Source organism: Microbispora sp. H13382, from assembly GCF_014161445.1.
Classification (GTDB): Bacteria; Actinomycetota; Actinomycetes; order Streptosporangiales; family Streptosporangiaceae; genus Microbispora.
Genome location: NZ_JABBXA010000003.1, coordinates 285,717 through 309,994, shown reverse-complemented (window position 1 = coordinate 309,994; position 24,278 = coordinate 285,717). Strand labels below are relative to the sequence as shown.

Genomic DNA, 24,278 nt, shown 5'->3' with positions numbered 1-24,278 from the left:
GGTCTGTGGACAACGCGGACCGAGTGACTACTCGCGCGCGAAGGCGGCGTTCCAGGTGTCGCGGCCGACGACGCCGTCCACGTCGAGGTGCCGGTCCTTCTGGAACCTGCGGCACACCTCCTGGGAGTCCGGCCCGTACGCGCCGTCGACGGCGATGTCGTAGCCCAGCTCCTTCATCCGGGCCTGCCACGTGCGCACGTCGTCGCCGCGCATGACGGGCGGATATCTCAGCAGGCGGCCGGGCCACTTCGTGGCGGGCCCCGGCTCGGGCTGGGGCTCCGGCTGGGTGGTGCCGGGGCGCGGCGCGCCCTTCTTGATCCAGGCGTACAGCGGGTCGCCCGGGCAGTCGGTGGAGTAGCCGTCGCGGTGGCCCTTGATCTCCTTGCCCGCGCCGCCCTTGGCGCGCAGGTATTCCACCGCGTCCAGAATCGCGTGCAGGATGCCGTCGGTCGGCTGGACCAGCCCGGCGTTGCCGACGAGACCGAGCACGGCGTAGTGGCCGGAGTTCAGGCCGGGGCCGTTGGCGGCCGGCAGGTGCCCCGGCCCACGGCCGACGAAAACCTTCCGATGCGGACAAGCCACCATGGAGTATCCGATATCGATCCAGCCGTTGCCGTCGATATGGAAGTCCTGAATCGACTTCACCATGGCCACGCACTTGGCGTGGTCGCCGACGATGCCCGTATCCACGCGGCCGCCGGTGTAGTGGACCTTCACGCCGCGCGTGGATGCCAGCGACGAGTACGAGCCCCTGGGAGGACGCGCGCCCCAGTCAGCGCGGGACACGAGATCGATGGCCACAGTGCTCTCCGTTGCAAACCGTATGACTGGACACCGAGCGTAGCGGTAACGCCCCAGCAGGTACTGCCTTTTGCCCATATGAAACCGGTTAAACGGCAAGCAACCCGAATAGCACATAAATCCATTCGACAGAGCGAGATGTTCGTCGAGATCATGGCTGTATGTCCGTTGTCAAGGAGGTCGATTTCACTCCTCACTCCACGCCCACGCCGTCGGTGCCGATGCGGATCTGGCTCGACGACTCCGACAGCCCGGCCGACGTGATCGACGCCATGGCCCTGTCGCCGTTCGCCACCGGGGAGCAGCCCTGGTCGCGCACGGCCAACCTCACGCGGGTCCGCGCCGGCGCCCCGCTGGCCCCCGAGGGCGGCCGGCTGCTGCGCGTCGCGCAGCACACCGACGGATACGAGACACGGCTCATGGCGGGCGAGGGATGGACGCTGCGGGTGGTGCGCAACTCCAACCGGTCGGCGACGCTGACCGCCACGGCCGTCAGCGAGGAGCTGGCCGGATCGGTCCTTGAGCAGGCGACCAGGGACGCGGAGGAGGCGGCCCCCGACTCCGACCACGTGCGGATGGGCTTCTGGTGGCGGTCGAGCCACGGCCCCCACCGCTCCGCCAAGCCCATCACCACCTCGTCCTGGCAGGAGATCAGGCGGAACTACCCCCGGGCCGCCGCCGGCCGACTGGACACCCTCATGGCGACCACCGCGGCCGACGTGACGGGCCGGCTGGTCCTCCTGCACGGCCCGCCCGGGACCGGCAAGACGACGCTGCTGCGCACGCTCGCCCGAGAGTGGGCGTCCTGGTGCCAGGTCGACTGCGTGCTCGACCCCGAGCTGCTGTTCAACGACCCCGGCTATCTCATGGACGTCGCCGTCGGCTGGGACGGCCCGGGCGAGGACGACGAGCCGCGCTGGCGGCTGCTGGTCCTGGAGGACTGCGACGAGCTGATCCGCGCCGAGGCCAAGCAGTCCACGGGCCAGGGCCTGTCGCGCCTGCTCAACCTGACCGACGGTCTCCTCGGCCAGGGCAGGGACGTGCTCGTCGCGATCACGACGAACGAGGACCTCAGCCGGCTCCACCCGGCCGTCGTACGGCCCGGGCGGTGCCTGGCCCAGGTCGAGGTCGGCCGCTTCGAGGCGGACCAGGCGGCCCGCTGGCTGGGCCGGGCGGACGGCGTGAGCCCCGGCGGGATGACGCTCGCCGAGCTGTTCGCCCAGCGCGACGGCCGCCCGGCCACCGCCGCAGAACCCACCCCCGCGATCGGCCTCTATCTCTGACCGGACCACGGCGGCCGATGCCGTACTGTCCCCTGTGTCGGATACGTAAACCATCCGATGTGCCAGGTCGGGGCGGTAACAACAATCGGCGAGGTGGTCACCCTGCTGTCGGCCGGACCGAGCCCCCAGGCGAGCCCCGTCGTCCTCCACCGGTGGTCCGTCGAGGCCCGGGAGACGGGGACGGCGAAATACCTGGACCCGTTCGCGCCCGGCGGCGAGCGGGAGTGGCCCTACACGCGCTGGACGTCCCCGGAGCGGGAGATCGGCTTCGCGGCCACCGAGCTGGTGCCCTCGTGGACGGCCGCCGCGCCGCCCGGCGCCTGGCTGGAGATCGAGATCCAGGCGCGCACCGTCACCGGCGCCCTGACCAAGTGGTACGTCATGGGCCGGTGGGCCGAGACCGACGCCGACATCCACCGCACGTCGCTGCCCGGCCAGGGGGACGCCGACGGGGACGTCGCCGTGGACACCTTCCTCGCCGCCCGCCCCGTCACGTCGTACCGCGTGCGCGCCACCCTGTACGGCAGCGGCGGCGGCGTGCGCTCGCTGACCGTGATGGCCTCGGCGGTGGGGCAGGCCGGCAGAGGCGGCCGGCCGGGGCCGCGGGCGGTCGAGCTCGACGTGCCGCGCCGTTCGCAGAAGGCCCACGCGGGACACTATCCGCAGTGGGACGGCGGCGGGGAGTCCTGGTGCAGCCCCGCGTCGTTCACGATGGTGCTGGACTACTGGGGGTGCGGGCCCGCCCCGGCGGACCTCGCCTGGGTCGCTCCCGGCGACCCGTGCCCGGCGGTCGACCACGCCGCGCGCGACATGTACGACCACAGTTACCAGGGGACCGGCAACTGGCCCTTCGGCGTCGCGTACGCCGGGCGGTACGGGCTGGACGGCTTCGTCACGCGGCTGCGCTCGCTGACCGAGCTGGAGCGGTTCATCGCCGCCGGGATCCCGGTGATCACCTCGCAGGCGTTCCGCGAGCACGAGCTGCCGGGTGCCGGATACTCCACCAGCGGGCACATCATGGTCGTCACGGGATTCACGGCCGGCGGTGACGTGATCGCGAACGACCCGGCCGCGCCGGACGACGACGGCGTGCGGCGGGTGTACCCGCGCGCGGCGTTCGAGAGCGTCTGGCTGCGCGCCACGAGCAGCGGGGGGATCGCGCACATCGTGCATCCCCCCGGCACTCCGCTTCCAGACTCCGGGGGGAACTGGTGACCATTCGGGCCGTCGACGTCGCACGGGTGGACGACCGCCCGCTGTGGGTGGAGATCTCGGGAGACGAGGTCTGGTGGGACGAGCCGCGCCCGCGGGAGGGCGGCCGGCGCTGCGTGGTGCGGCGCAGGGCCGACGGCGTGATCGAGGACGTGCTCCCGCAGGGCTGGAACGCCAGGAACCGGGTCATGGAGTACGGCGGGCGCTCCTGGCGCGCGCACGAGGGCCGTCTGGTGTTCACCAACTGGGCGGACGGGCGGATCTACCTGTGCTCCCCCGGCGGGGAGCCGGTCCCGCTCACGCCCGGCGGCTCCGCCCGCTACGCCGACCTGGTCGTCCACGGCGGCGAGGTGTGGTGCGTGCGGGAGCGGGGCGACGCGCGCAGCGGCGAGCGCGACATCGTCGCGGTGCCGCTCGACGGCTCCCCCCTGCGCAGCGTGGTGAAGGCCCATCATTTCCTGATGAACCCGCGCGTCTCGCCGGACGGGCGGTCGCTCGCCTGGATCGGCTGGAACCACCCGGACATGCCCTGGGACGCCACCGAGCTCTGCGTCGGGCCGGTGGAGGGCGGCCCCCACCGCGTCCTGCTGTCCGGCGCGTCCACCTGCCAGGCCGAGTGGCGCGACGACGACAGCCTGTACGCCGTCGCCGACCCCACCGGCTGGTGGAACATCCACCTCGTCGGACTGGACGGCACGGCACGCGACCTGACCCCGGTGCCGCTGGAGTTCGGCGACGCCACCTGGAAGATCGGCGGGACGTTCTTCGCCGTCGCCGGCGGCCGCATCGCCGCCGTGTACGGCACGGCCGACGAGCGGCGGCTCGGGGTCGTCGACGACCCCGCCGGAGCGAATCCCATCCGGGACGTGGGCGGCGACTACACCCACTGGGTGCCCGCCCTGTCGGCCCGAGGCTCCCACGTCGTGGGCGTGGCGGCCTCGCCCCACCGCCCGTACGAGGTGGTGCGGGTCGACCTGGACACCGGGGCGCACGAGGTGCTGTCCCCCGGCAAGCCGGTGCCCGGGGACGCCGAGCTGCCCACCCCCGAGGCCGTGGCCGTCGAGGGAGTGCACGCGCACCTGTACGCCCCGGCCGGTGGCGAGCCCGCGCCTTACGTGGTGTTCGTGCACGGCGGGCCGACCAGTTCGGCCACGCCGGTGCTCGACCTGGAGATCGCGTACTTCACCAGCAGGGGGATCGGCGTCGCCGAGGTCAACTACGGCGGCTCCACCGGCTACGGCCGGGCCTACCGGGAGCGGCTGCGGCACAACTGGGGCGTGGTCGACGTCCGCGACTGCGAGACGGTGGCGCGGTGGCTGCTGGACACCGGGCGGGCGGAGAAGGTGGCGATCAGGGGCGGCAGCGCGGGCGGCTGGACGTCGATGGCCGCGCTCGTCCACAGCGACGTCTTCTGCGGCGCGGTGTCCCACTACGGCATCTCCGACCCCGAGCACTGGGCGGCCGAGACGCACGACTTCGAGTCGCGCTACCTCGACGGGCTGATCGGCCCGCTGCCCGAGACCCGGCAGCGCTACCTGGACAGGTCGCCCGAACTGCACGCCGGACGGGCGTCCGGCCCGGCCCTGCTCCTGCACGGTCTGGAGGACAAGGTGGTCGATCCGGCGCAGTCGGAGCGCTTCGCCGCCGCGCTGGCCCGCCACGGGCACCGGTGGGCGTACCTCACCTTCGAGGGGGAACAGCACGGCTGGCGGCGTGAGGACACCATCGTCCGGGCCCTGGAGACCGAGCTGGCCTTCTACGGGATCGTCTTCGGCTTTCCGACGCCCGAGGTGCCGCCCCTGAAGCTGGAAGGTGGGATGTTGTGAGTGAGGTCGCGGCGATCTGCTCGGAACTGCTGCGGATCGACACCACCAACGACGGGTCCGGCGACGGGCCGGGCGAGCGGCGAGCCGCCGAATACGTGGCGTCCCTGCTCGCCGAGGTCGGCATCGAGCCGGTGGTGTTCGAGTCGGCGCCGCGCCGCACCAGCGTGGTGGCGCGCATCCCCGGCGACAGCCCCGACGCGCTGCTCCTGCACGGGCACCTCGACGTCGTGCCCGCCGACCCGGCCGAATGGCGTACGCACCCGTTCTCCGGGGAGATCGAGGACGGCTGCGTACACGGCCGGGGCGCGGTCGACATGAAGGGCACGCTCGCCATGACCCTCGCCTGGGCCCGCGAGAACGCGCGCAGGGGCGTGCGCCCCCGGCGCGACCTCGTGCTGGCGTTCCTCGCCGACGAGGAGTCCACCGGCGAGTACGGCGCGGGCCACGCGGTAGAGCGGCACCGCGACCTGTTCGAGGGCTGCACGGAGGCGATCAGCGAGTCCGGCGGCTTCTCCTGGTACGAGGGCGACGTCCGCATCTACCCGGTGGCCGTCGGGGAGCGCGGCACCGCCTGGATGCGCCTGACCGCCCGCGGCGTGCCCGGTCACGGGTCCAAGCCCGCCGTGGACAACCCCGTCGCCGAGCTCGCCCGGGCCCTCGCCCGCCTCGCCGACCACACCTGGCCGGTACGGCTGACGCCCGAGGTGGCCCGGCTGATCGAGGAGCTGTCGCGGGCGCTCGGCCGGCCGATCGACGCCGACCGGCTGGAGGAGGAGATCGAGCGGATCCCGCGCGCGGCCGCGCTGTTCAAGGGCGTGCTGCGCAACTCGGCGAACCCGACCATGCTCGACGCGGGATACAAGGTCAACGTCATTCCCGGTACGGCCGAGGCCCACGTGGACGGCCGGTTCCTGCCCGGGCAGCGCGAGGAGTTCCTGGAGACCGTCGACCGGCTGCTCGGCCCGAAGGTCACCCGCGAGTTCGTCAGCTTCGAGGAGGCCGTCTCCTCCCCCGCCGAAGGGCTGTTCGACGAGCTGACCGCCGCCCTGCTCGCCGAGGACCCCGCCGGCAGGCCCGTGCCGTACGTCATGACCGGCGGCACCGACGCCAAGTGGTTCGCCAGGATCGGCATCAGGGGCTACGGTTTCGCGCCACTGCTCCTGCCGCCGGACCTCGACTACTTCGGCATGTTCCACGGCCTCGACGAGCGGGTGCCCGTCGAGGGCCTGGAGTTCGGCGTACGCGTCCTCGACCGGCTGCTCGTCGCGGCCGCGTAGGAACGCTCAGCCCTGGTAGAAGGTCATGTCGACGCCGGAGACAAAGCTGGGGTCTCAGCGCAGGCGGGGGTCGAGGGCGTCGCGCACCACGTCGCCGAGCATGAGGAAGCTCAGCACGGTCGCGGTGAGGAACAGCGCGGGGAAGACCAGCAGGTGCGGGTGCTCGGCGAAGAACGTCTGGGCGATGTTCAGCTGCAGGCCCCACGACACGTCGGGGTACTGCAGGCCGACGCCGAGATAGTCGAGGGTGGCCTCGCCCGCGATGACGTTCCCGACGTTCAGCATGGCCACCACGATGACCGGTGCGATCGCGTTGGGCAGGATGTGCCGGAACATCAGCCTGCGGTCGCTCGCGCCCAGCATGCGGGCGGCGGCGACGAAGTCCATGTCCTTGACGGCGATGACCTGGCCGCGCATCAGCCGGGTCATGGTCGTCCAGCCGAGCAGCACGAGCACGAGCGTCATCGCCCATATCCCGTGGTCGGGGAAGGCCACCAGCACGACGGTCGCGCCCAGCACGAACGGGATGCCGAAGAACACGTCGGTGATCCGGGAGATGAGCGCGTCGGCGACGCCCCCGTAGTAGCCGCCGATCAGCCCGAGCACGATGGAGATCAGCAGGGCGAAGACGGTGACCGCGACGCCGACCACGATGGACGCCCGGGTGCCGTGCACGACCTGCGACCAGTAGTCGCAGCCCTGCAGGTCGTACCCGAACAGCGCGCCGTCGGCCGGGCCGCGTTTGGACATGCGCAGGTCGCAGGCCTCGTTGGGGCCGAGGCGGGCGAACAGCCCGGGGAAGGCCGCCATCGCCAAGGCCACCAGCAGGACGGCGGTGGAGAACCAGAAGACCGCGCGGCCGCGCAGTTCCGCCCATGCGTCACGCGCGAGCACGGCGGATCCTCGGGTCGAGCACGCCGTACAGCAGGTCGACGGCCAGGTTGGCGAGAATGAAGATCATGACGAGCAGGGTGACGACGCCGACGACGACCGGACCCTCCTGGAGCTGGATGGACTGGAACACCTGCTGGCCGATGCCGGGCAGGTTGAAGATGCCCTCGGTGACGACCGCCCCGGCCATGAGGTTGCCGAAGTCGACGCCGAGGTAGGTCACGACCGGGATGAGCGAGTTGCGCAGCGCGTGCAACCCGATGACCCGCCGCCGGGCGAGGCCCTTCGCGGTCGCCGTACGGACGTAGTCGGCGCGCAGGTTCTCCACGAGGGAGGTACGGGTGAGCCGGGCCACGTACGCCAGCCCGAACGAGCCGAGGACCATCCCGGGCAGCAGGTAGCTGCCCGGCCAGCCCTCGTCGGTCCCGGCGGTCGGGAACAGCCCCAGATTGAGGCCCAGCACGATCTGGGCCGTGTACCCGACCACGAACACCGGGACCGCGATGACGAACGTGGTGCCGGCGAGGACCGCCGTGTCGGCGGCCCCGCCGCGGCGCAGCCCGGCCAGGACGCCGAGCCCGACGCCGACGGCGAGCTCGAAGACCCAGGCGGTCAGCGCGAGCTGCGCGGTGACCGCCCACCGGTCCTGGAGGAGCTCGCTCACCGGCTGGCCGGTGAAGGTCTCCCCCAGGTCGCCCTGGAACACCCCGAGCATGTAGCGGCCGTACTGCACGAGCAGCGGCTCGTCGAGGTGGTAGCGCGCCCGCATCACGGCGAGCACCTGCTCGGGCACCGGCTTGTCGCCCGCGAGCGCCAGGATCGGGTCGCCCGGCAGCGCGAACACCATCGTGTAGATCAGGAAGGTGGTCGCGAAGAACACCGGGATCGCCTGGGCCAGGCGCTGCGCGGCGTACCTCACCCTCGGGTCACCCCTGCTTGACGCTGATCGCGTCGAGGTTGGCGCTGTACGGCGTGACGTTCACGCCGCTGAGCCGGTTGGAGTAGCCGATCTGGTCCTGCCAGTTCCACAGCGGGATCATCGGCATCTCGGCGAGCGCGATGTCCTCGGCCTTCTGGTAGAGCGGGAGACTGTCGTCGAAGGTCGGGGCGGAGTTGGCCTGGCCGATGAGGTCGAGGAACTCCTTGTTCTCCCAGCCCATCCGGTTGCCCTCGCCCCACATGGACTCCAGGTAGTTCTGCGGGCTCGGGTAGTCCATGACCCAGTTGTTGCGGTACGGCCCGTCCTGCTTGTGGGCGCGAAGCGTCGACAGGTAGTCGGACGCCGGGATCTTGCGGAACTTGATGTCGGAGATGCCGAGGTTCTGCTTGAGCTGGTTGGCGACGGCCGTCATCCACTGCTCGTAGCTGGGGTCGGCGTTGGAGAACCACAGGTTCAGCGTGCCGCTGAAGCCGCCGGCCTGGTCGAACAGCGCCTTGGCCTTGGCCGGGTCGTACGTGCACGCCTCGCCGCAGGCGTTCTCGCGGTAGCCGGGCACCAGCGGCGCCAGCAGCGACCCCATCGGCTTGAACGTGCCGTTGTAGACCGCGTCCACGATGGCCTGCCGGTCGATCGCCATGGAGATGGCCTTGCGCAGGTCGGCGCTGGCGAACCGCTTGTCGAAGACCGGGAGGCCGAGGTAGTCCATCGTGCCGCCGGCCGTCGCCACGAACCGGTCGCCGAGCAGCTTCTTGGCCTCGGGCGCGCTCGCCGGGGGAATCGTGAGCTGCAGGTCCACCCGGCCGGCCCGCAGGTCGGTGTACGCGGTGTCGCGGCTGGCGTAGATCTTGAAGGTCACCGCGTCGGCCTTGGCCGCGCGCTCGCCGGTGTAGGCGGGCGACCGCTTCACCTTGATCTGCTTGTTGTGCTCCCAGGCGCCGTCGAGGACGAACGGCCCGTTGCCGATCGGCGCCTGGTCGTACGCCTTGAGATCGCCGAAGGCGGCCTTCGGCATCGGCGCGAACGCGATCCACGCCAGCGTGATCGGGAACTGGCTGAACGGCGCGGTGAGCGTGACCTCGAGGGTGGTGTCGTCGACGACCTTGAGACCGCTCAGCTTGTCGGTGGAGGGCTCCCCGCTCTCGGGGTTGAGCTTGTCGTAGCCCTCGATCTTGTCGAAGTAGTAGTTGTTGGTCCACGCGTTCGGCCCGTACGCGGCCGCGTTCCACGCGTCGGCGAAGCTCTGCGCGGTCACCGGCTCGCCGTTGCTGAACTTGCGCCCCGGCTTGATCTTGATCGTCCAGACCTTCTGGTCGGTGCTGGTGACCGACTCCGCCGCCCGCATCTGCGGCTTTCCGGTGGCGGGATCGATCGCGACCGGTGTGTCGAACAGCGCGTCGAGCACGGTGAGCGAGTAGCTGCTCGAAGTGTTGCCTGGAGTGAGATGGTCGGGTTCGGTCAGCGCGACCGAGAACGCGTTCGCGCCCTTGCCGCCGCCGCCGTCGGACGACGATCCTCCCCCGCATGCGCCGCTCAGCATGATGGCCGCCACAGCGAGGGCGGCCGCCCGGCTTCTCGTGACCCTCACTGGTCCTCCGCCTCTCCGTCGTGTTGCGGGTGAGGGTAGGTAACAGGGCCGCCGTCTGCATCGGAGACTTTACGTATTCCTTGCGGAACCTTTACCGGGCAGGCTGAGCATGGAGGATCCATGGACGCAATCAGCCTCAGCGCGCGGAGCCTGCACGCCGTCGCCGAACTCGGCTTCCAGGTGGCCCGGCAGGGGGCGCACGGGGCGATGACCGCATTGGGCGAGGTCATCCCCGTGGAGGCCTACGAGTTCGTCGCGTTCGACCCGGCGACCGGCAGCCACCGCTCGCTGGTCTCCGCCGGCTACACCCGCGTGGACGACGACGCCGCTGAGGAGTACGCCCGGCTCGACGCCTACCGCCGGGCCATGTCCCGGCGCACGCCCGTCGTCATGGGCTCCCCCGGCACCGAGCGCTACTTCCGCCGCCACCTGGAGCCGTACGGCTGGCGCGCCGGGATCACCACGCCGCTTTTCCTCACCGGCGGGCGCTACACCGGGCTGCTGCACGTCGGCTCCCGCGCGGAGCTGCCGCCGGAGGCGCCCGCGGTGATCAGCGCGGTCTCCCCCGCCCTGGCCCACCTCACCGACGTGACCCGCTGCGTCATCGACCCGCTCGGCCTGCCGCCCGGCTTCCACGCCGTCGCGTACGAACGGGGCGGGCGGCACAGGGACGTGGCCGGATGGCCCCCGTCGGAGGCGCTCGCGGCCGAACCGGCGATGGCCGAGCTCGCCAGGGCGTTCATCGACTCCCGCGAGCTGTCGCGGCGGGGGCTGTGGCTGGACGGCGCCGGCCAGTGGCGCGAGCTGCGCCTCCACCGGGCCGGCGTGGGCTTCCACGGCTCCATCCAGGGCGCCGTCATCGCCGAGCGTCCATGCGCCCTGCCGTACGATCTGACCGCGCGGGAGATCGAGGTGCTCACCCGGGTCGCGCAGGGCGACTCCAACCCGCAGATCGCGGCCGCGCTCGTCCTGAGCGTGCGCACCGTGACCACTCACCTGGAGCACATCTTCGCCAAACTGGGCTGCGACAGCCGGACGCGCCTGACGACGAAGGTCCTCGCCGAGGGACTGTGCCGGCTCGACATTCCGTGATTTCCATAATGATCGCCCTCGCGGGACGTGCCGAGGCCGGTTCCGACATTATTGGCGCATGTCGGTTCACGAGCGTCGGCGGCTCCCCACGGGTCTGGAGCTGCTGTTCGGTGACGGCGGCGACGGGCGGGTGCTGTCCGTCGACCTGCCGTCCGGGTCCCTCGTGTGGCCGGACCCCGACTACGACAAACTGCGCACCCATCACCATCCCTCGTTCTGGCTGAGCGACGAGCCGGTGCCGGCCGGGCTGTGGGCCCGGCTGCGCGCCGAGCACCCCCGGTCGGGCCTGTGGCCGGTGCTGCTGGAGGACGGTGTGCAGCCCTGGTCCGCCGGGCAGATCGCGCCGGACTCGCCCGACCATGTCGACTACTACAGCGCCGCCGGGTTCATGGCCGAGGCGTGGCAGGACCTGCTGCTGGGCCACGACGCGTACCTCGCGCCTTTCGGGGCCGAGTGCCCGGGGATCGCACCGCCCGCCGCGCTCGTGGCCGACCCCGACGTGGTCGCCGACTGGTACGCCGACGTGGTGGCCGAGCGGATGACGCCGCTCGGGCTCGCCGCGGTGAACCGCGGCGCCGACGCGATGGTGGCCATGGGCTGGCAGGGGGCGCTGCACCACAACGAGTGGACCGTGCCCCTGGCGGCCGTCGTGCGCAGCTGGGAGGAGCGGTTCGGGGCGCGGGTGGTCGGCATGGGATTCAACACCCTGGAGCTCAGCGTCGCCGCGCCGCCCGCCACGCCCGCGCACGCGCTGCACGTCGCGGCCGAGCACTGGACGTTCTGCCCCGACAGCATCCTCCAGGGCCCGGGCACGCTGGTTGACTACGCCGAGCAGATCGTTGGTCAGAATGCCTGGTCGTTCTGGTGGGATTAGGGCGATAATTACCGGCGGACAATTGTGAGCGAGGGAGACGGCTTGGGCGGCACGGAGCTGGACGGGGGCGAGCGGCCCGCCAAGGTGGCGGGCCTCAGCACCGGCACCGCGAACATCGCCAGGATGAGCGACTACCTGCTGGGAGGCAAGGACAACTTCGCCGCCGACCGGGCGTTCGCCGAGCGGCTGATGACCATCGCGCCCGAGGTCAAGACGATGGCCGTGGACACCCGCGAGTTCCTCGAGCGGGTCGTGCGCTTCCTCGTCGGGCAGGGCGTGCGGCAGTTCCTCAACGTGGCGTCCGGGCTGCCGACCCGGCGCAACACGCACGAGGTCGCCCAGGAGCTCGCGCCCGACGCCCGGGTGGTGTACGTCGACGACGACCCGGTGGTGCTCACGCACGCGCGGGCCATGCTCGCCCGCGACCGCGGCACCGGAGTGGTGGACGGCTCCATCCTGCGCCCGGCGGAGATGCTGGCCCACCCCGAGATGCTGCGGCTCATCGACTTCGAGCAGCCGGTGGGGGTGCTGATCCCGGCCCGGCTGCAGTACCTCCCCGACGGCGCCGAGCCGTACAAGTGCGTGGCCCATGTGCGCGACCACCTCGCCCCGGGCAGCTACCTGGCCATCGGCCACGCCGTCTTCGACAGCCGTCCCGAGCTGGCCGCGCGGATCGTCGAGCTGTTCCGGCAGATCGTGCCGCAGGCCGACGACGTGCCGCGGAGCCGGGAGAAGGTGATGCGCTTCTTCGACGGCACCGAACTCGTCGACCCCGGCCTCGTCTACATCCGCCAGTGGCGGCCGGAGGCCCCGCAGAGCGCCGGCCAGGCGCAGCGGGTGTGGATCGTCGGGGGCGTCGGCCGGGTCACCGGATGAGCACGCAGGACGGAGTGCCCACCGCCAGCGCCTGTTCGGCGGGCCCAGGCAGCCCGTCCTTCAGCGCCAGCACCGCGACCGCGTCCGAGCGCTGGTTGGCGACGTAGAGGCGGTCGCCGTCGACGGCGAAATGGCGTGGCCAGCTTCCGCCCGCCGGCGCCTCGGCCGCCATCGTGAGCCGGGGCCCTTCGACCTCGAACGCGCTGATGGTGTCCGGCCCGCGGTTGGCGACGTACAGGTGGCGGCCGTCGGCGGACAGCGCGATGTGGGAGGGCAGATTATCGCCCTCGGCGCCGCTCGCCCGCACCACGCCCGCCTCCCGCCACTCGCCGTCGTAGACGCGCACGGTCCCGTCCAGCTCGCCGGTGACGTACCAGTGCCCCTCGTGGTGCAGGAAGTGCCGGGGGCCGCTGCCGGAGGCCAGCCGTACGGGACCGCCGGGGTGCGGGCGCATGCCGGGCAGGAAGCGGCGCACCTCGTCGGTGCCGAGGTCGGTCACGTACAGCACGCCGTCGGGCCCGAAGACCGCCTGGTGCGCGTGCGGGCCCTCCTGCCGGTCGGGGTGGGGGCCGCGCCCCTCGTGGGGGAACGTCAGCGGGCCGGGCTCGGGCATCCCGTCCTCACCCAGCCGGTAGGCCGTGACGGTCCCGTCGCCGTAGTTGGCGATCGCCAGCCACCGCGCCTCCGCGTCGAGCGCCAGGTGGCACGGCAGCGACCCGCCGCTCGGGTACTCGGCCAGCGGCCGCGGAGCGGGCTCGTCGGCGAAGACCGCGAGACCGCCGTCCCCGGCGCGTTCGAGCACGGCGTACAGCAGCGGCAGCCGCGGGTGGGCGACGACGAACGACGGCCCTGACGCGGCCGCCTCCGCCACCGCCTCCAGCCGCCCGTCCGCCTGCGCCCGGGCGACCGTCAGGCCGGGGCCCGATCCCTCCGTGTCCGGGGTGTATCCGCCGATCACCAGACCGGGACGGGGCATTGTCACTCCAAGGATCAGATCGTCGGGATACCGAATGGTATCGGCCAGACGGGAGCCGGGTGGACGACCGCGACCGGGCAGGCGGCGCGCCACAGCAGGCCCTGCCCGACCGAGCCGAGCAGCCGGGCCCGGCCGCCCGCCCCGCGAGCCCCGACGACCAGCAGTGGGGCGTTCCCGGCGCATGACAGCAGGGCGGGCAGCGGCGGCGCCTCGACGACCCTGGTCTCGATCGTGACCCCCGCCCGGCAGCGCAGCCGCCACGGCTCGACGATCCGCGTCAGCGCCCGCTCGCCCTCCGGCTCGCCCCCCCGCGTCGCGTAGACCGCGGTCAGCGGCAGCGACCGGTTGCGCGCGACCTCCACGGCGAAGCGCATGGCGCACTCCGCCTCCGGTCCGTCCGGCCGCGCCACATCGATCCCCACCACCACCCCGCCGGCGGGCGGCGCGGGCGCCGGCGCGCCGACCACGACGACCGGGCAGGCGGCGTGCGCCGCGGCGTACGCGCTGACCGAGCCGAGCAGCAGCCCGGTCAGCCGCCCGTGCCTCCGATGCCCCACGACCAGCATCGCGGCCTCCCGGCTGAGGGCGACCAGCGTGTCCTTGGGATCTCCCCGCACGAGCACGGGACGGACCTCCCGGCCGGGCAGCAGGCGTTCGGCCAGCCGTACCCCCTCGAACAGCCGCAGCGCCGCCAGGCGGCGTTCCTCGGCGGCGACGGCCTCGGCGCGCTCCGGGTAGGGGCCGTCCCACACCTCGCAGACCGCGACGCCCGCGCGGCGCCGGACCCGGCACTCCGCCGCGGCCCACTCGACGGCGGCGCGACTCTGCCGCGTGCCGTCGTAGGCGACCACGATCTCCTGCCTCATCTCACTCACGTCCCGGTGTGGCGCGGCGCAGCGCGTCGCACAACGTCACGGTGAGCACGGCCGCGCCGAGGGCCATCGCCCAGCCGAGCGGCGGCAGCGGCACGAGGGCCAGCGGCGCGCCCAGGAAGGGCACGGCGGTGACGAGGGTCTGCAGGACCAGCGTGGCCGCCACCGCCACGAGCACCGAGCGGCCCCGCCACCAGCCGCGCTCGAAGGTCATCCGGCGCGCCCGGGTCACGTACGCCAGGGTCAGCCGGGCGAAGACCAGGGCGAGCACGGCCTGGGCGCGGACCTGTTCGTCGCTCCAGCCGAGCCGCCGCGCCGTCTCCACGGCGGCGAAGACGAGCACCGCGACGACCACCGCACGCAGCCCGATTCGGGTCAGCGCCGTCCACGCCATCAGCCTCTCGCGCCGCCGCAGCGTGAGGGGGTCACCCGCCGGGCGGTCGACACCGAGCGCGATCGCGGGGATCCCGTCCAGGGCCAGGTTGATCCAGAGCAGGTGCACCGGGAGCAGCGGCACGACCAGGTCCGGCCAGACGATCAGCCCGGCCAGGACGATGAGGATCTCCGCGAGGTTGCCGGCGAGCAGGTAGCCGATCATGGAGGCGACGTTGTGGCGCAGCCGCCGGCCCTCCCGCACGCCGGTCACGATCGTGCCGAGTTCGCCGTTCGTCACGACGACGGCGGCGGCCTCGCGGGCCACGTCGGTGCCCTCGTCACCGGCCATGGCGACGCCGACGTCCGCGTGCCGCAGGGCCGGGGCGTCGTTCACGCCGTCGCCGGTCATCGCCACCACCTCGCCGCGCTCCTTCAGCTCACGTACGAGGCGGAGCTTGGTGGCGGGATCCACCCGGGCCACCACGGCGTCGGCGTCGATGCCGACCTCCGCGGCGACCGAGCGCGCGGTCTCCGCGTGGTCGCCGGTCACCATCACGACCCGGATGCCCGCGGCCCGGCAGTCGCCCACGGCGCGGCGCGCGGAGGGCCGGATCTCGTCCTGCAGCGCGACCAGGCCGAGCGGGCGCAGCCCGGAGGCGTCCAGATCGTCGGTCTCCCCCTCGGCGAGCGCGAGCACTCGCAGCCCCCGCTGGGCCAGCCCGGACACGGCCTCCGCGAGCCGGTCGGTCCGCTCATCGGGCGCACAGCGGGCCAGCACCACCTCGGGGGCGCCCTTGACCGTCAGCAGCGGGCGCGCGCCGTCCACGGCGGTGACCACCGCCATCGAGCGGGTCTCGGCGTCGAAGGGACGGGTGCCGATCCGGGTCTCCCCGGCCGGCAGCCGTACGTCCTCGCGGGCGGCGGCCGCGGCCAGCGCGACGTCCACCGCGTCGCCCAGCCCGTCTTTGGCGTCGTTGCAGCGCAGCGCGGCCCGCCACAGATCGGTGCCGGAGACGGCGAGATGGTCGGCCACGGTGAGGTGGCCGGTGGTCAGCGTGCCGGTCTTGTCGGCCGCGATGACGGTCGTGGCGCCCAAGGCCTCGATGGCGGGCAGCCGGCGCACGATCACCCCGAGCCGGGCCATGCGCTGGGCGCACAGCGCCAGCGCGGTGGTGACGGCCGCGGCCATGCTCTCGGGCACCGCGGCGATGGCGAGCGCCACCCCCGCGAGGATGATGTCGACCAGCGACGCCTCGCCCCGGCTGACCCGGGTGAGGCCGATGAGGATCATCAGGGCGCCCGCCGCGACGGCGAGCAGGCCGATCCGCCGCGACACCTGGGCGAGCTCGGCCTCCAGCGGTCCCCTGCCGCCGCCGCGCAGGGCCGAGGCGATGCGGCCGACCTCGGTCGCGGCGCCGGTACGCAGCACTTCGGCCGTTCCGCGGCCGTGCACGACGAGCGTGCCGGAGAAGATCTCCCCCGCGCGGTCGCCCAGCGGCACGTCCGGCCCGCCGGGGCCACCCGCCCGTTTGGCCGCGGACAGCGACTCCCCCGTCAGCGGCGCCTCGTCCACCGCCAGCGCCTCGGCCTCGACCAGCCGCGCGTCGGCGGGCACCCGGTCCCCGGCCGCGACGACGACGAGGTCGCCGGGGACCACCTCGGCCGCGGGCACCCGTCGTACGGCGTCGCCCCGCACGACCGTGGCCATCGGCGCGGTGAGCGCCCGCAGCGCACGCACGGCCTTGTCGGCCCTGGCCTCCTGGCCGGTCCCGATCAGCACGTTCACCAGCAGGATGGCCAGGATCGCGATGCCCTCGGGCACCTCGGCGAGGACGACGAGCGTGACCAGGCCGGCCACCAGCAGCAGGATCGACAGCGGATCCGCCAGCTGACGCGCGGCCCGCACCGGCAGGGCCGGCGGCCGGGGCTGGGGGATCTCGTTGGGCCCGTGCTCGGCGAGCAGGCGCGTGGCCTCCTCCTCGGGCAGTCCACGCAGCGTGCGCACAGCGGATGTCATGTCACCAGCAGATCATCCGCCTCCGGTGGCTGCGCCGGGCGAAAGCCATCGGCCGCCGGGACCTTCGGCCCGCACCAGGCAGGGTAATCATCCGTGCCGGAATCCCCCAGGACGCAGGCCCGGCCACAGCGATACGGGCATATGCCCTATGTCGCTTATATCCACAGCTGAACGGGCAGGTGGGTGCCAGGTGTCTCGTCACTGCGCGGACGTCCCCGGGAGGGGTCTCGTCACGACGGTGCGGCGGCTCGCGGTGGCCGCGCTCGTCGTCTCGCTGGCGGGCCTCGCCGTTCCGGATGCGGCGGACGCGGCCTCCGCGCCGCTGCGCCGCAAGCCTCACGCGGCCGCGGCGGCCAAAGCAAAGGCCAAGGCGGCCAAGGCGGCCAAGGCTGCGAAGGCGAGAGCGAGGGCCAAGCCCAGGCCCGGCCCGCAGAGTTACCAGATCGCCCGGGACTCGCGGACCAGTGCCACGCAGTACAGTTCGGGCAACGGCCGGGACGTCCAGAACCTCAACGGCGTCAGCACACCCTCGCTCCTGAGCGGCCCGCAGTCGACCACCGTCACGTCCGCCGGGAAAATAACCAGTCAGGGCGCGTACTGCGCCCCCGACAGTCCCTCCTGCAACATCTCACAGAACATGAGGTGATCAGCGCGGATGGCGGTCAGATGTGATGGCGGCGCCACCTCCGGTCGGCCGCCGCCCAGGCCGCCTCCCACTCGCGGTAGCGCCTGCGGTCCAGCCGATGACGCCCCAGAACGAAGCCTGCCCAGGCCAGGACGGCGGCCGCCGACACGACGCCGAAGGCGGCCAGCCACGCCCTGGTCACCGTCTCGGCCCGCTGCGGCGGCGCCACGGCCGGCCTGCCCTCGGCATCGACCCACAACCGCGCGTTCGCCGGGCCGTCCCGCAGGAGGAGAGCCACCGGGACCATGCCCTCCCGGACCTCGCCGCCCGGCAGCGTCCACCGCACCGGACTCGCCCCCAGCATCCCGCGGCCGTCAACCGCGACAGCCGACGCGTCCTGGATCAGGGTGGCCTCGACCAGCTGCCGCGCTCCCAGCCCCATTCGCTCGGCCCTGACGCCGCCGTCGTACACCGTACGAGCGATCAGCGAGGCGGGCCACGCGGCGAGCAGGACGACGGCCAGCGCCGCCACCACGAGCGCCGCCTCGATCCGGTCGGAACGGCGGCGCAGCGGGTTGCCATCAGGCCGGTAGCGGCGTAGCCACGACACGACCCAGCGGGCGACCGATCTCATGGGCACACCTCCTGACGACCACAGGAGATCCCACTTCCCCCGGCACGCCCGTCCACGCGCGTTCGGGCGGACCGAGATCGGCCTACCTCACTCCATGACCTCGGAGGGGGCGCGTCGCATGCTCTCGCTCTCGTCGATGACGAACCCCAGGCGCATGATCATCTGCGGCGGCTCTCCCGAGCACAGATGCGTGCGGATGAACTCGCGCAACTCGGGCATCTCAAGTGCCTGTGTGTGGAAGGCGACGCTCACTCCGTACGCGGAGGCGTGCAGCAGCATCCGCTGCAGCGCCTCGCCCGCGCGCAGCCAGTCCTCGCGGCCGTCGCCGTCGGTGCTCAGCAGCGCCACGAGACCCGTCGACGCGGACACCCGCTCGTCCGGCGCCATCCCCCACTCGTGCCCCCGGGCGTAGTCCCGCTGCGCGAAGTGCTGGGGGTGCATACGCCGGGGATCGGTCGGATAACCGGCCGCCGGCACCCCGTCGCGGCGCGAGCTGCCGGGCGGCCGGGCCCAGCGCATGAGTTCCAGGACGAACAACCGGTCCTGTGACTGCACGTCCTGGGCCGCGCCGGTGAGCGCGGCGAGCACCCGGGCGGCGGCGTCCGACGTGATGGGCATCATGTGGCCGCCCTCGGGCGCCGCTTCCGACACGAGGGCGTCGACCAGACGGTCCGGCACCGGCAGAGCCGTGAACCCGGACCGGTGGGTGCGGCGGCGCTCGATCTCGGCATGCAGCAGGCGGATGTGCTCGCCCGGCTCACGCCCGGGCCGCACCCGTATCCTGGCCAGCAGCAGCGGTCGCTCCGGGTCCGGGAAACGGCGGACCTCGGGCTCGTAGCCGAGCGCCAGCAGGGTGATACGCACATTGAACAGCGCGGCGCCGCAACTGATCGTCATCTGCCGGCCGGTGGGATCGGAGACCCGCAGCTTCCTGTCGGGGTCGGCGCGCAGGCAGATCTCGTCGCCGGAGACGCCGAACGACCAGGGCTGGGTGTTGTGGATCGAGGGCGCCCACAGAGCCGCCTCCACCGCGGCCTGCGCGGCCTGCGCGATCCCCTCGGAAGTACGAGTGTTCACGATCTCCTCCCCTGGCTCGGCTACAGCAACGGCGGGGCGATGAGCAGGTCGTCCACGAGGAAGGCGACGTCGGCTTCCACCTCGACGACCCCCTCGACCCGGCGTACGGCGTGCAGCAGCGGCTTGACGTCCGACCTGCGGGGCACCTGTCCGCTGATCCCGACCACGCCGCCGGAGACGGTGATCCGCAGGTCGTCGGGGCCGAGGTTCAGCCGGGCGGCGATCTCCTCGATCTCGGCCAGGATGTCCTCCGCCGGGCGGACGAACACGCGCAGCAGGTCTCCCTGGTGCACCGTGCCCATGATGCGGCCGGTCATGGCGTCGATCACGGGCAGCTGCTTGATGCGGTTGCGGTGCATCAGCCGGGCCGCGTCCCGCACCGACGTGCCACCGGTCACCGTGATCGCGGGGCGCGACATGATCTGGCCGGCCTTCGTGCCCACCGCCTTGCGGTGCTCCTCACGCCTGCGGGGACCGTCGAAGACGCTCTCGTCCAGGACGAACTCCTTCAGGAGGATGTCGTCCTCCGACACCACACCCACCGGGCGCCGGTCGGCGTCGATCACTGTGACCGCGCCCACCTTGAACCGCTGCATGGTGGCGACAAGGTCCGCGAACGACGCGTCCATCGGCACCGCGATGGCGACCTTGCCCATGACATCCTTCACCTTCGTCGTCATGACGACGCCTCCCATCTCCTCATTGCCAGCGTGCCTCGCCGCGTCCTTCCGGGTCAGCGGTGAAGGTCCTGACCACCTGGGACTTTCGGCCACCCGTCGCGTCTGCGTTCCTCCCGTGGCGAAGGACCCGGTTAACAGGGCCCTCAGTCCCTTCGCAGGCCGCCCGATCGGCGGTGCGATGGAAGCGGAAGGCCATGGCCCGGAAAGGAGCCGATCATGCACATGAAGGTGCGAGACGTCATGACCAGCGAGGTCGCCTCCGTCAACGGCAGCACGCCGTTCAGGGACGTAGCCGAGGTGCTCATCGCGCACGAGGTCAGCGCGGTGCCCGTGGTCGACGGCGAGGGCCATGTCATCGGCGTGGTATCCGAGGCCGACCTGCTGCGGAAGGAGGAGTTCCGCGAGCAGTTCTACCGCGAGGGCTACCGGCCGCCGCTGCGGGCCCGCCTGCGTGAGGCCGTGGGGCACGGGGCCTCCAGGACCCAGGAGCGGGCCCACGGTGTGACCGCCGCCGAACTCATGTCCGCCCCCGCGGTCACCACCTGGCCCTACACCAGCGTGGTCAGCGCCGCGCGCCAGATGAGCCGGCACGGGGTCAAACGCCTGCCCGTGGTGGACGACGAGGGCGTGCTCGTGGGCATCATCAGCCGCCACGACCTGCTCAAGGTCCTCGCCCGCGCGGACGCCGACATCGCGAGGGAGATACGCGAGGACATCATCGGCAACTGCCTGTGGGCCGACCTGTCGGGCGTCGAGGTGTCGGTGTCGGAAGGCGTCGTGACGCTCACCGGCGCACTGGAGCGCCGCTCCCAGGCACGCGTGCTCACGCGGATGGTCGAGCGGACCAACGGCGTGATCGGGGTCGTCGACCGCCTGGAGTGGAAGGATGACGACGCCGGCCCCTGGGAGGGCGCCTGATCGGCCCTGCGGGGTGTGATCATGTCTGCGCTCGCCGGGCTCTGGGGTGGTAGGTGAAGACCCAGCGGTCTTCGCCGACCCTCCGGCGGGTGTAGCGGTCGGGGTGCTGGTAGCGGTCGCGGTTGTGGAACTGGCAGGCCGGGCCCAGCAGATTGAGGTCGGTCAGGCCGCCGCTGCTCCAGTTGTCGGCGTGGTCGATCTGGCACCTGGTGGCTGGCAGCGGGCAGCCGTCGACCCAGCAGGTCGCGTACCGGGTGAAGATCGCCCGCCGCTGGGCAGGGGTGGCCAATCTGACCTTGCGGCCCATGTCCAGGACCTGCCCCTCGGCGTCCATCACCAGACGCACCAGGGTGGAGGTGCGGGCCAGCCGGTGCACGCCGGAGACGGGCAGCACCTGCCCGGTCGCCAGCAGCAACCCCGGCGCCGTCCCCAACGTGCCCAGCGCCCCCAGCAGCGCCCCAGGCAGCCCTCCGGCCGACGCTCCCGGTGGCGACCCCGGCTCTCCTCCCGGTGGCCTCTCCGGCTCTGGTCCCAGCACGCCCTGCGGCGTCCCCTGCTCTGGTCCCGGCTCTGGTCCCAGCACGCCCTGCGGCGTCCCCTGCTCTGGTCCCGGCTCTGGTCCCAGCACGCCCTGCGGCGTCCCCTGCTCTGGTCCCGGTGGTGGCCCCGGCTCCGTTCCGGACGTGCGGGACGTCCTCGGCGCTGCGGACGAGCACCGTGCCCTACTGCCGCACCCGCACCCGCACGCGCCCTCGCCATGCCGCTGGTGCTCGTGGCCGTCGCCCTCACGCGTGGCCTGCGCATCGCGGCAGTCCCCCACAGGCAGGTCGGCGCTGTTGACGCCGCTCTCGGCGGTGCTCTCAACGGCGGCCTCTGCGGCTACATCGGCACCGGCGCCTACTCCGGAAACGACTTCCTCGGCCGCCTCGGCGTCCTGAGTGTTCTCGGGCTCTTCGGTGTCCACCAGGCCTTCGAAGGTCTCGGGCTGGCCAGCGCTCTCGGGGCGCTCGGGGCCGGGGGTGGGGTCAGCAGGGAGGGACTCGGCGTTGACCAGCACCAGAAGCTCGGCGGCGATCTTCTCCTCCAGCAACGCCATGAACGCATCCGCCTGACGCACCCTCAATGGCCGGTCATCACCCTCCGCCTTCGGCCTGGCATACGCATCCAGCAACGCCTGCAACCGGGCGGCATGCTCACGCGGAAGGTAGAACTCCCCCTCCAAACCGCCGCCCCTGCCCCGGCGCACCCGCAGGAACCGCCGCCCGAAATCGGCCCGCTCATCACGGTCCTCACCATCGGGGTCCAGCACCGCCCGCAGATAACGGCCCGCCCTGGCCACCTCCGCCGCCCCCGCCTTGCCCGCCAGCTCCAGCAGAATCGGCTCAGCCAAGGCGGCGTGCTCATCGGACAGGCCAGAGATCGCCATGCAGATGGCCTCCACCACCCCCGCCGCCAAGTCACCCGCGGCGAACTTCTCCCGCACCCGCGGCAGCCGCGCCAACTCGATCCCCAAGGTCAGCAGCCGGCCCGCACCCGCGACGCTCATTCCTCCGGCGGTGCGCAGCCAACTGCGGGTGGAGGCATGCCCATGCCGCCCAGCCTGCCCCGCCCGATGCACCCGCCCCACCCGATCCGCCAACGCCGAGATGATCCGATCCCGCGCGAACACCAACTCCTCAGCCTCGGCCAGACAGACATCCACATCGTCCGGAACCGGCGCCAACGCCAACGCCTGCGCCGACTCACGAACAGAGCCCACCAGCACCCACGACGACCGACCCCGGCGATCACCCGCGCCAGCCCCATCCGCCCCGGCAGAACCCGCCCCCCCATCATCGGCGGCAGCAGACGCACCAGTGGCACTGTCAGCAGTGGCACTGTCGGCAGCCGCACTTGGACGCGGGGGCATTTGCCCAAGGAGGAATTTCCACCTTCGCGCGACACGAGGATCACGGGCCGGGTCGCCAGGGATATTTGTTTGGCTTATTCCCCAGATTCGCCCATCGCCGGTTCGCGCGCCTTCCGATGACCAGAGAGGCGAGCAGGCAGTGAGTCGCTCCCACCAGGTCTCATCGGGCATGTTCGAACGACCGGAGCGGTCAGGGTCGATAATTGGCGACGCCATGACACCCCCTCCAGCTCATTCGAATACTTGTATGAATTCTTTCACGCGGTTCTCGCCCACTTCAAGTGCGAAGCCGAATTAGATGGGGTCACAGGCGGCCGGATAATTCCGGCCAATATCAGCCAAAAACGATTCTTATCGGCTCGCTCCACGTTTCCGCTGCCCGGCTGCCCGAGGCCGGGCGGTTCCGCCGGCAGGTGGCCGCCCCTCCCGCCGGAACCCCCGCAGCCCGCCAGAAACGCCGCAGACCACCGGAGCGCCCTCGGCCCGGCCGATCGTGACGACGATTTTCGCGACGGCGGCTGGCGCCGGGATCACGGTGCCCACCTGCGGCGATGCCGAGGCAGCGGTGCCATCGCACCCACCGCGGCAGCGGCGATTTTCCGGAGAGGTGGTTTTCGTTCTCCCATCGGCGGTAGCCCAGAAAGGGACCGACCAAGCGAGAGACAAGGAGAAGCACGTGATCACTCACGAGCAGATCCCCATGATGCTCGACAACCCGGTCCACGACCTCAACGGCGACAAGATCGGCGAGGTCGCGCAGGTCTTCCTGGACGACGCGACGGGACGGCCGAAGTGGGTCTGCGTCAAGACGGGACTCCTCCACACCAAGGAGACCTTCATCCCGCTGCACGACGCGAACCTGACGGCCGGTCATGTCGAGGTCCCGTACGCCAAGGAGCACGTCAAGAACGCTCCCGACGTGAAGCTGGACGCCGACGGGCACCTGTCCGCGGAGCAGGAGCGTGAGCTCTACCGTCACTACGACATGAGCTGGGACGCCGCCTGGGAACGCGCGAACCGGTCCGACAACATCACCGGCTGGGCCGACAGCGGCGGGCGGCGCGAGCGCGAACGCCTGGGGGCCGGCCCCGAGGACCCTGCGGACTACAGAGACCCTGCGGACTACAGAGACCCCGCGGACTACAGGGACTACGCCGTGACCCGCGGCGGGGAGCGGTACGGCACCGACGATCCCGCGCTCGGCTCCAGGGACCGGCTGGACGCCGAGATTCCCGGTACGCATCCGGGTGAGCCTCTGGCGCCGCGCGACCCCGCGACCCGGTCCGGTGAGCTGTTCGGCGGCGGTGATCCCTCGATCACGTCGAGCGAGCGGTACGGCACCGAGGATCCGGCGGCCCGGTCGCAGGAGCGGTTCGGCACCGGCGACCCGTTGACGCGGTCCGGTGACCGCTTCGTCACCGACCCGGACGCCCGTGACCGGGACATCCGCCGCCGGGACGTCCCCGGCGAGGACGAGCCGCGCCTGTAGACCGCGCTTCGTCCGTTACCAGCCCCGTTGCCCCGGTGCGCCTCCGCCG

Annotated in this window: 21 protein-coding genes; 10 read left to right on the top strand and 11 right to left on the bottom strand. The window is 72.2% G+C overall.

Annotated elements, in window-relative coordinates; genetic code table 11:
• Positions 1-27: 27 nt before the first annotated feature.
• Positions 28-801 carry an N-acetylmuramoyl-L-alanine amidase gene (locus HHX41_RS41655; RefSeq protein WP_182905538.1) on the bottom strand — a complete coding sequence of 258 codons (774 nt, stop codon included), beginning with the start codon at positions 799-801 and terminating at the stop codon, positions 28-30.
• 161 nt (positions 802-962) lie between these two features.
• Here HHX41_RS41655 and HHX41_RS09010 point away from each other — a divergent pair, with 161 nt between their 5' ends.
• The 4 genes from HHX41_RS09010 to HHX41_RS08995 all read left to right on the top strand — a co-directional run bounded on the left by HHX41_RS09010 (position 963) and on the right by HHX41_RS08995 (position 6,399).
• On the top strand, positions 963-2,084 hold the full coding sequence (locus HHX41_RS09010; RefSeq protein WP_182905537.1) for a DUF5925 domain-containing protein: 1,122 nt from the start codon (positions 963-965) through the stop codon (positions 2,082-2,084).
• 93 nt (positions 2,085-2,177) lie between these two features.
• Positions 2,178-3,299: a C39 family peptidase gene (locus HHX41_RS09005; protein WP_310741859.1), complete on the top strand. Its 1,122-nt coding sequence runs from the start codon at positions 2,178-2,180 to the stop codon at positions 3,297-3,299.
• Complete coding sequence (locus HHX41_RS09000; protein WP_310741858.1) at positions 3,296-5,122, top strand: prolyl oligopeptidase family serine peptidase; 1,827 nt, start codon at positions 3,296-3,298, stop codon at positions 5,120-5,122. Before HHX41_RS09005 ends, HHX41_RS09000 begins: the two co-directional genes overlap by 4 nt.
• Positions 5,119-6,399 carry a M20/M25/M40 family metallo-hydrolase gene (locus HHX41_RS08995; protein WP_182905535.1) on the top strand — a complete coding sequence of 427 codons (1,281 nt, stop codon included), beginning with the start codon at positions 5,119-5,121 and terminating at the stop codon, positions 6,397-6,399. Before HHX41_RS09000 ends, HHX41_RS08995 begins: the two co-directional genes overlap by 4 nt.
• Before the next feature lie 54 nt (positions 6,400-6,453).
• Here the strand turns inward: HHX41_RS08995 and HHX41_RS08990 are convergent, their stop codons facing one another.
• Genes HHX41_RS08990 through HHX41_RS08980 form a run of 3 tightly spaced genes read right to left on the bottom strand, consistent with a single transcriptional unit; the run spans position 6,454 to position 9,815 of the window.
• A complete protein-coding gene (locus HHX41_RS08990; RefSeq protein WP_182905534.1) occupies positions 6,454-7,293 on the bottom strand; it encodes an ABC transporter permease in 840 nt (279 codons plus the stop codon).
• Complete coding sequence (locus HHX41_RS08985) at positions 7,280-8,209, bottom strand: ABC transporter permease (RefSeq protein ID WP_169982321.1); 930 nt, start codon at positions 8,207-8,209, stop codon at positions 7,280-7,282. Before HHX41_RS08985 ends, HHX41_RS08990 begins: the two co-directional genes overlap by 14 nt.
• Positions 8,210-8,216: 7 nt before the next feature.
• Positions 8,217-9,815, bottom strand: coding sequence for an ABC transporter substrate-binding protein (locus tag HHX41_RS08980; protein WP_182905533.1), 1,599 nt, complete (start codon positions 9,813-9,815; stop codon positions 8,217-8,219).
• 120 nt (positions 9,816-9,935) lie between these two features.
• Between HHX41_RS08980 and HHX41_RS08975 the strand changes: the two genes are divergently transcribed.
• Genes HHX41_RS08975 through HHX41_RS08965 form a run of 3 tightly spaced genes read left to right on the top strand, consistent with a single transcriptional unit; the run spans position 9,936 to position 12,657 of the window.
• Positions 9,936-10,907, top strand: coding sequence for a LuxR C-terminal-related transcriptional regulator (locus HHX41_RS08975; protein WP_182905532.1), 972 nt, complete (start codon positions 9,936-9,938; stop codon positions 10,905-10,907).
• A gap of 58 nt (positions 10,908-10,965) precedes the next feature.
• Positions 10,966-11,781: a DUF4253 domain-containing protein gene (locus HHX41_RS08970; protein ID WP_182905531.1), complete on the top strand. Its 816-nt coding sequence runs from the start codon at positions 10,966-10,968 to the stop codon at positions 11,779-11,781.
• A gap of 42 nt (positions 11,782-11,823) precedes the next feature.
• Positions 11,824-12,657, top strand: coding sequence for an SAM-dependent methyltransferase (locus tag HHX41_RS08965; protein WP_249350006.1), 834 nt, complete (start codon positions 11,824-11,826; stop codon positions 12,655-12,657).
• On the opposite strand, the gene HHX41_RS08960 is transcribed toward HHX41_RS08965, so the two are convergent.
• The 3 genes from HHX41_RS08960 to HHX41_RS08950 are packed head-to-tail and all read right to left on the bottom strand — an operon-like array spanning position 12,647 to position 16,897.
• A complete protein-coding gene (locus tag HHX41_RS08960) occupies positions 12,647-13,633 on the bottom strand; it encodes a lactonase family protein (protein WP_182905530.1) in 987 nt (328 codons plus the stop codon). The genes HHX41_RS08965 and HHX41_RS08960 overlap by 11 nt on opposite strands.
• Positions 13,634-13,647: 14 nt before the next feature.
• Positions 13,648-14,499, bottom strand: coding sequence for a universal stress protein (locus HHX41_RS08955; RefSeq protein WP_182905529.1), 852 nt, complete (start codon positions 14,497-14,499; stop codon positions 13,648-13,650).
• 1 nt (position 14,500) lies between these two features.
• Positions 14,501-16,897 (bottom strand): cation-translocating P-type ATPase, encoded by a 2,397-nt coding sequence (locus HHX41_RS08950; RefSeq protein WP_182905528.1) that lies wholly within the window; start codon positions 16,895-16,897, stop codon positions 14,501-14,503.
• A 190-nt stretch (positions 16,898-17,087) separates the two neighbouring features.
• On the opposite strand from HHX41_RS08950, the gene HHX41_RS08945 reads away from it, so the two are divergent.
• Entirely contained in the window at positions 17,088-17,543 is a 456-nt protein-coding gene (locus tag HHX41_RS08945) for a hypothetical protein (protein ID WP_182905527.1), read from the top strand.
• Positions 17,544-17,559: 16 nt separating this feature from the next.
• Here the strand turns inward: HHX41_RS08945 and HHX41_RS08940 are convergent, their stop codons facing one another.
• The 3 genes from HHX41_RS08940 to HHX41_RS08930 all read right to left on the bottom strand — a co-directional run bounded on the left by HHX41_RS08940 (position 17,560) and on the right by HHX41_RS08930 (position 19,913).
• Complete coding sequence (locus HHX41_RS08940; RefSeq protein WP_182905526.1) at positions 17,560-18,156, bottom strand: hypothetical protein; 597 nt, start codon at positions 18,154-18,156, stop codon at positions 17,560-17,562.
• 87 nt (positions 18,157-18,243) lie between these two features.
• On the bottom strand, positions 18,244-19,233 hold the full coding sequence (locus tag HHX41_RS08935; RefSeq protein WP_169982312.1) for an Acg family FMN-binding oxidoreductase: 990 nt from the start codon (positions 19,231-19,233) through the stop codon (positions 18,244-18,246).
• A 20-nt stretch (positions 19,234-19,253) separates the two neighbouring features.
• Positions 19,254-19,913 carry a CBS domain-containing protein gene (locus tag HHX41_RS08930; RefSeq protein ID WP_169982311.1) on the bottom strand — a complete coding sequence of 220 codons (660 nt, stop codon included), beginning with the start codon at positions 19,911-19,913 and terminating at the stop codon, positions 19,254-19,256.
• A gap of 216 nt (positions 19,914-20,129) precedes the next feature.
• Between HHX41_RS08930 and HHX41_RS08925 the strand changes: the two genes are divergently transcribed.
• Complete coding sequence (locus HHX41_RS08925) at positions 20,130-20,831, top strand: CBS domain-containing protein (protein ID WP_182905525.1); 702 nt, start codon at positions 20,130-20,132, stop codon at positions 20,829-20,831.
• Between the two features lie 19 nt (positions 20,832-20,850).
• Here HHX41_RS08925 and HHX41_RS08920 read toward each other — a convergent pair whose 3' ends face one another.
• The gene (locus tag HHX41_RS08920; RefSeq protein WP_259400786.1) at positions 20,851-22,740 is read right to left on the bottom strand and encodes an HNH endonuclease signature motif containing protein; all 1,890 of its coding nucleotides are present in this window, start codon (positions 22,738-22,740) and stop codon (positions 20,851-20,853) included.
• A gap of 676 nt (positions 22,741-23,416) precedes the next feature.
• Here HHX41_RS08920 and HHX41_RS08915 point away from each other — a divergent pair.
• The gene (locus HHX41_RS08915; RefSeq protein WP_182905523.1) at positions 23,417-24,229 is read left to right on the top strand and encodes a PRC-barrel domain-containing protein; all 813 of its coding nucleotides are present in this window, start codon (positions 23,417-23,419) and stop codon (positions 24,227-24,229) included.
• Positions 24,230-24,278 lie beyond the last annotated feature (49 nt).

What these genes read in the sequence shown, in the direction of transcription:
- HHX41_RS08930 (WP_169982311.1), bottom strand. Translation starts at nt 19,913, where the DNA reads ATGACGACGAAGGTGAAGGATGTCATGGGCAAGGTCGCCATCGCGGTG.
- HHX41_RS08925 (WP_182905525.1), top strand. Translation starts at nt 20,130, where the DNA reads ATGCACATGAAGGTGCGAGACGTCATGACCAGCGAGGTCGCCTCCGTC.
- HHX41_RS08960 (WP_182905530.1), bottom strand. Translation starts at nt 13,633, where the DNA reads ATGCCCCGTCCCGGTCTGGTGATCGGCGGATACACCCCGGACACGGAG.
- HHX41_RS08970 (WP_182905531.1), top strand. Translation starts at nt 10,966, where the DNA reads ATGTCGGTTCACGAGCGTCGGCGGCTCCCCACGGGTCTGGAGCTGCTG.
- HHX41_RS08955 (WP_182905529.1), bottom strand. Translation starts at nt 14,499, where the DNA reads ATGAGGCAGGAGATCGTGGTCGCCTACGACGGCACGCGGCAGAGTCGC.
- HHX41_RS08940 (WP_182905526.1), bottom strand. Translation starts at nt 18,156, where the DNA reads ATGAGATCGGTCGCCCGCTGGGTCGTGTCGTGGCTACGCCGCTACCGG.
- HHX41_RS08920 (WP_259400786.1), bottom strand. Translation starts at nt 22,740, where the DNA reads ATGCCCCCGCGTCCAAGTGCGGCTGCCGACAGTGCCACTGCTGACAGT.
- HHX41_RS08950 (WP_182905528.1), bottom strand. Translation starts at nt 16,897, where the DNA reads ATGACATCCGCTGTGCGCACGCTGCGTGGACTGCCCGAGGAGGAGGCC.
- HHX41_RS09010 (WP_182905537.1), top strand. Translation starts at nt 963, where the DNA reads ATGTCCGTTGTCAAGGAGGTCGATTTCACTCCTCACTCCACGCCCACG.
- HHX41_RS08975 (WP_182905532.1), top strand. Translation starts at nt 9,936, where the DNA reads ATGGACGCAATCAGCCTCAGCGCGCGGAGCCTGCACGCCGTCGCCGAA.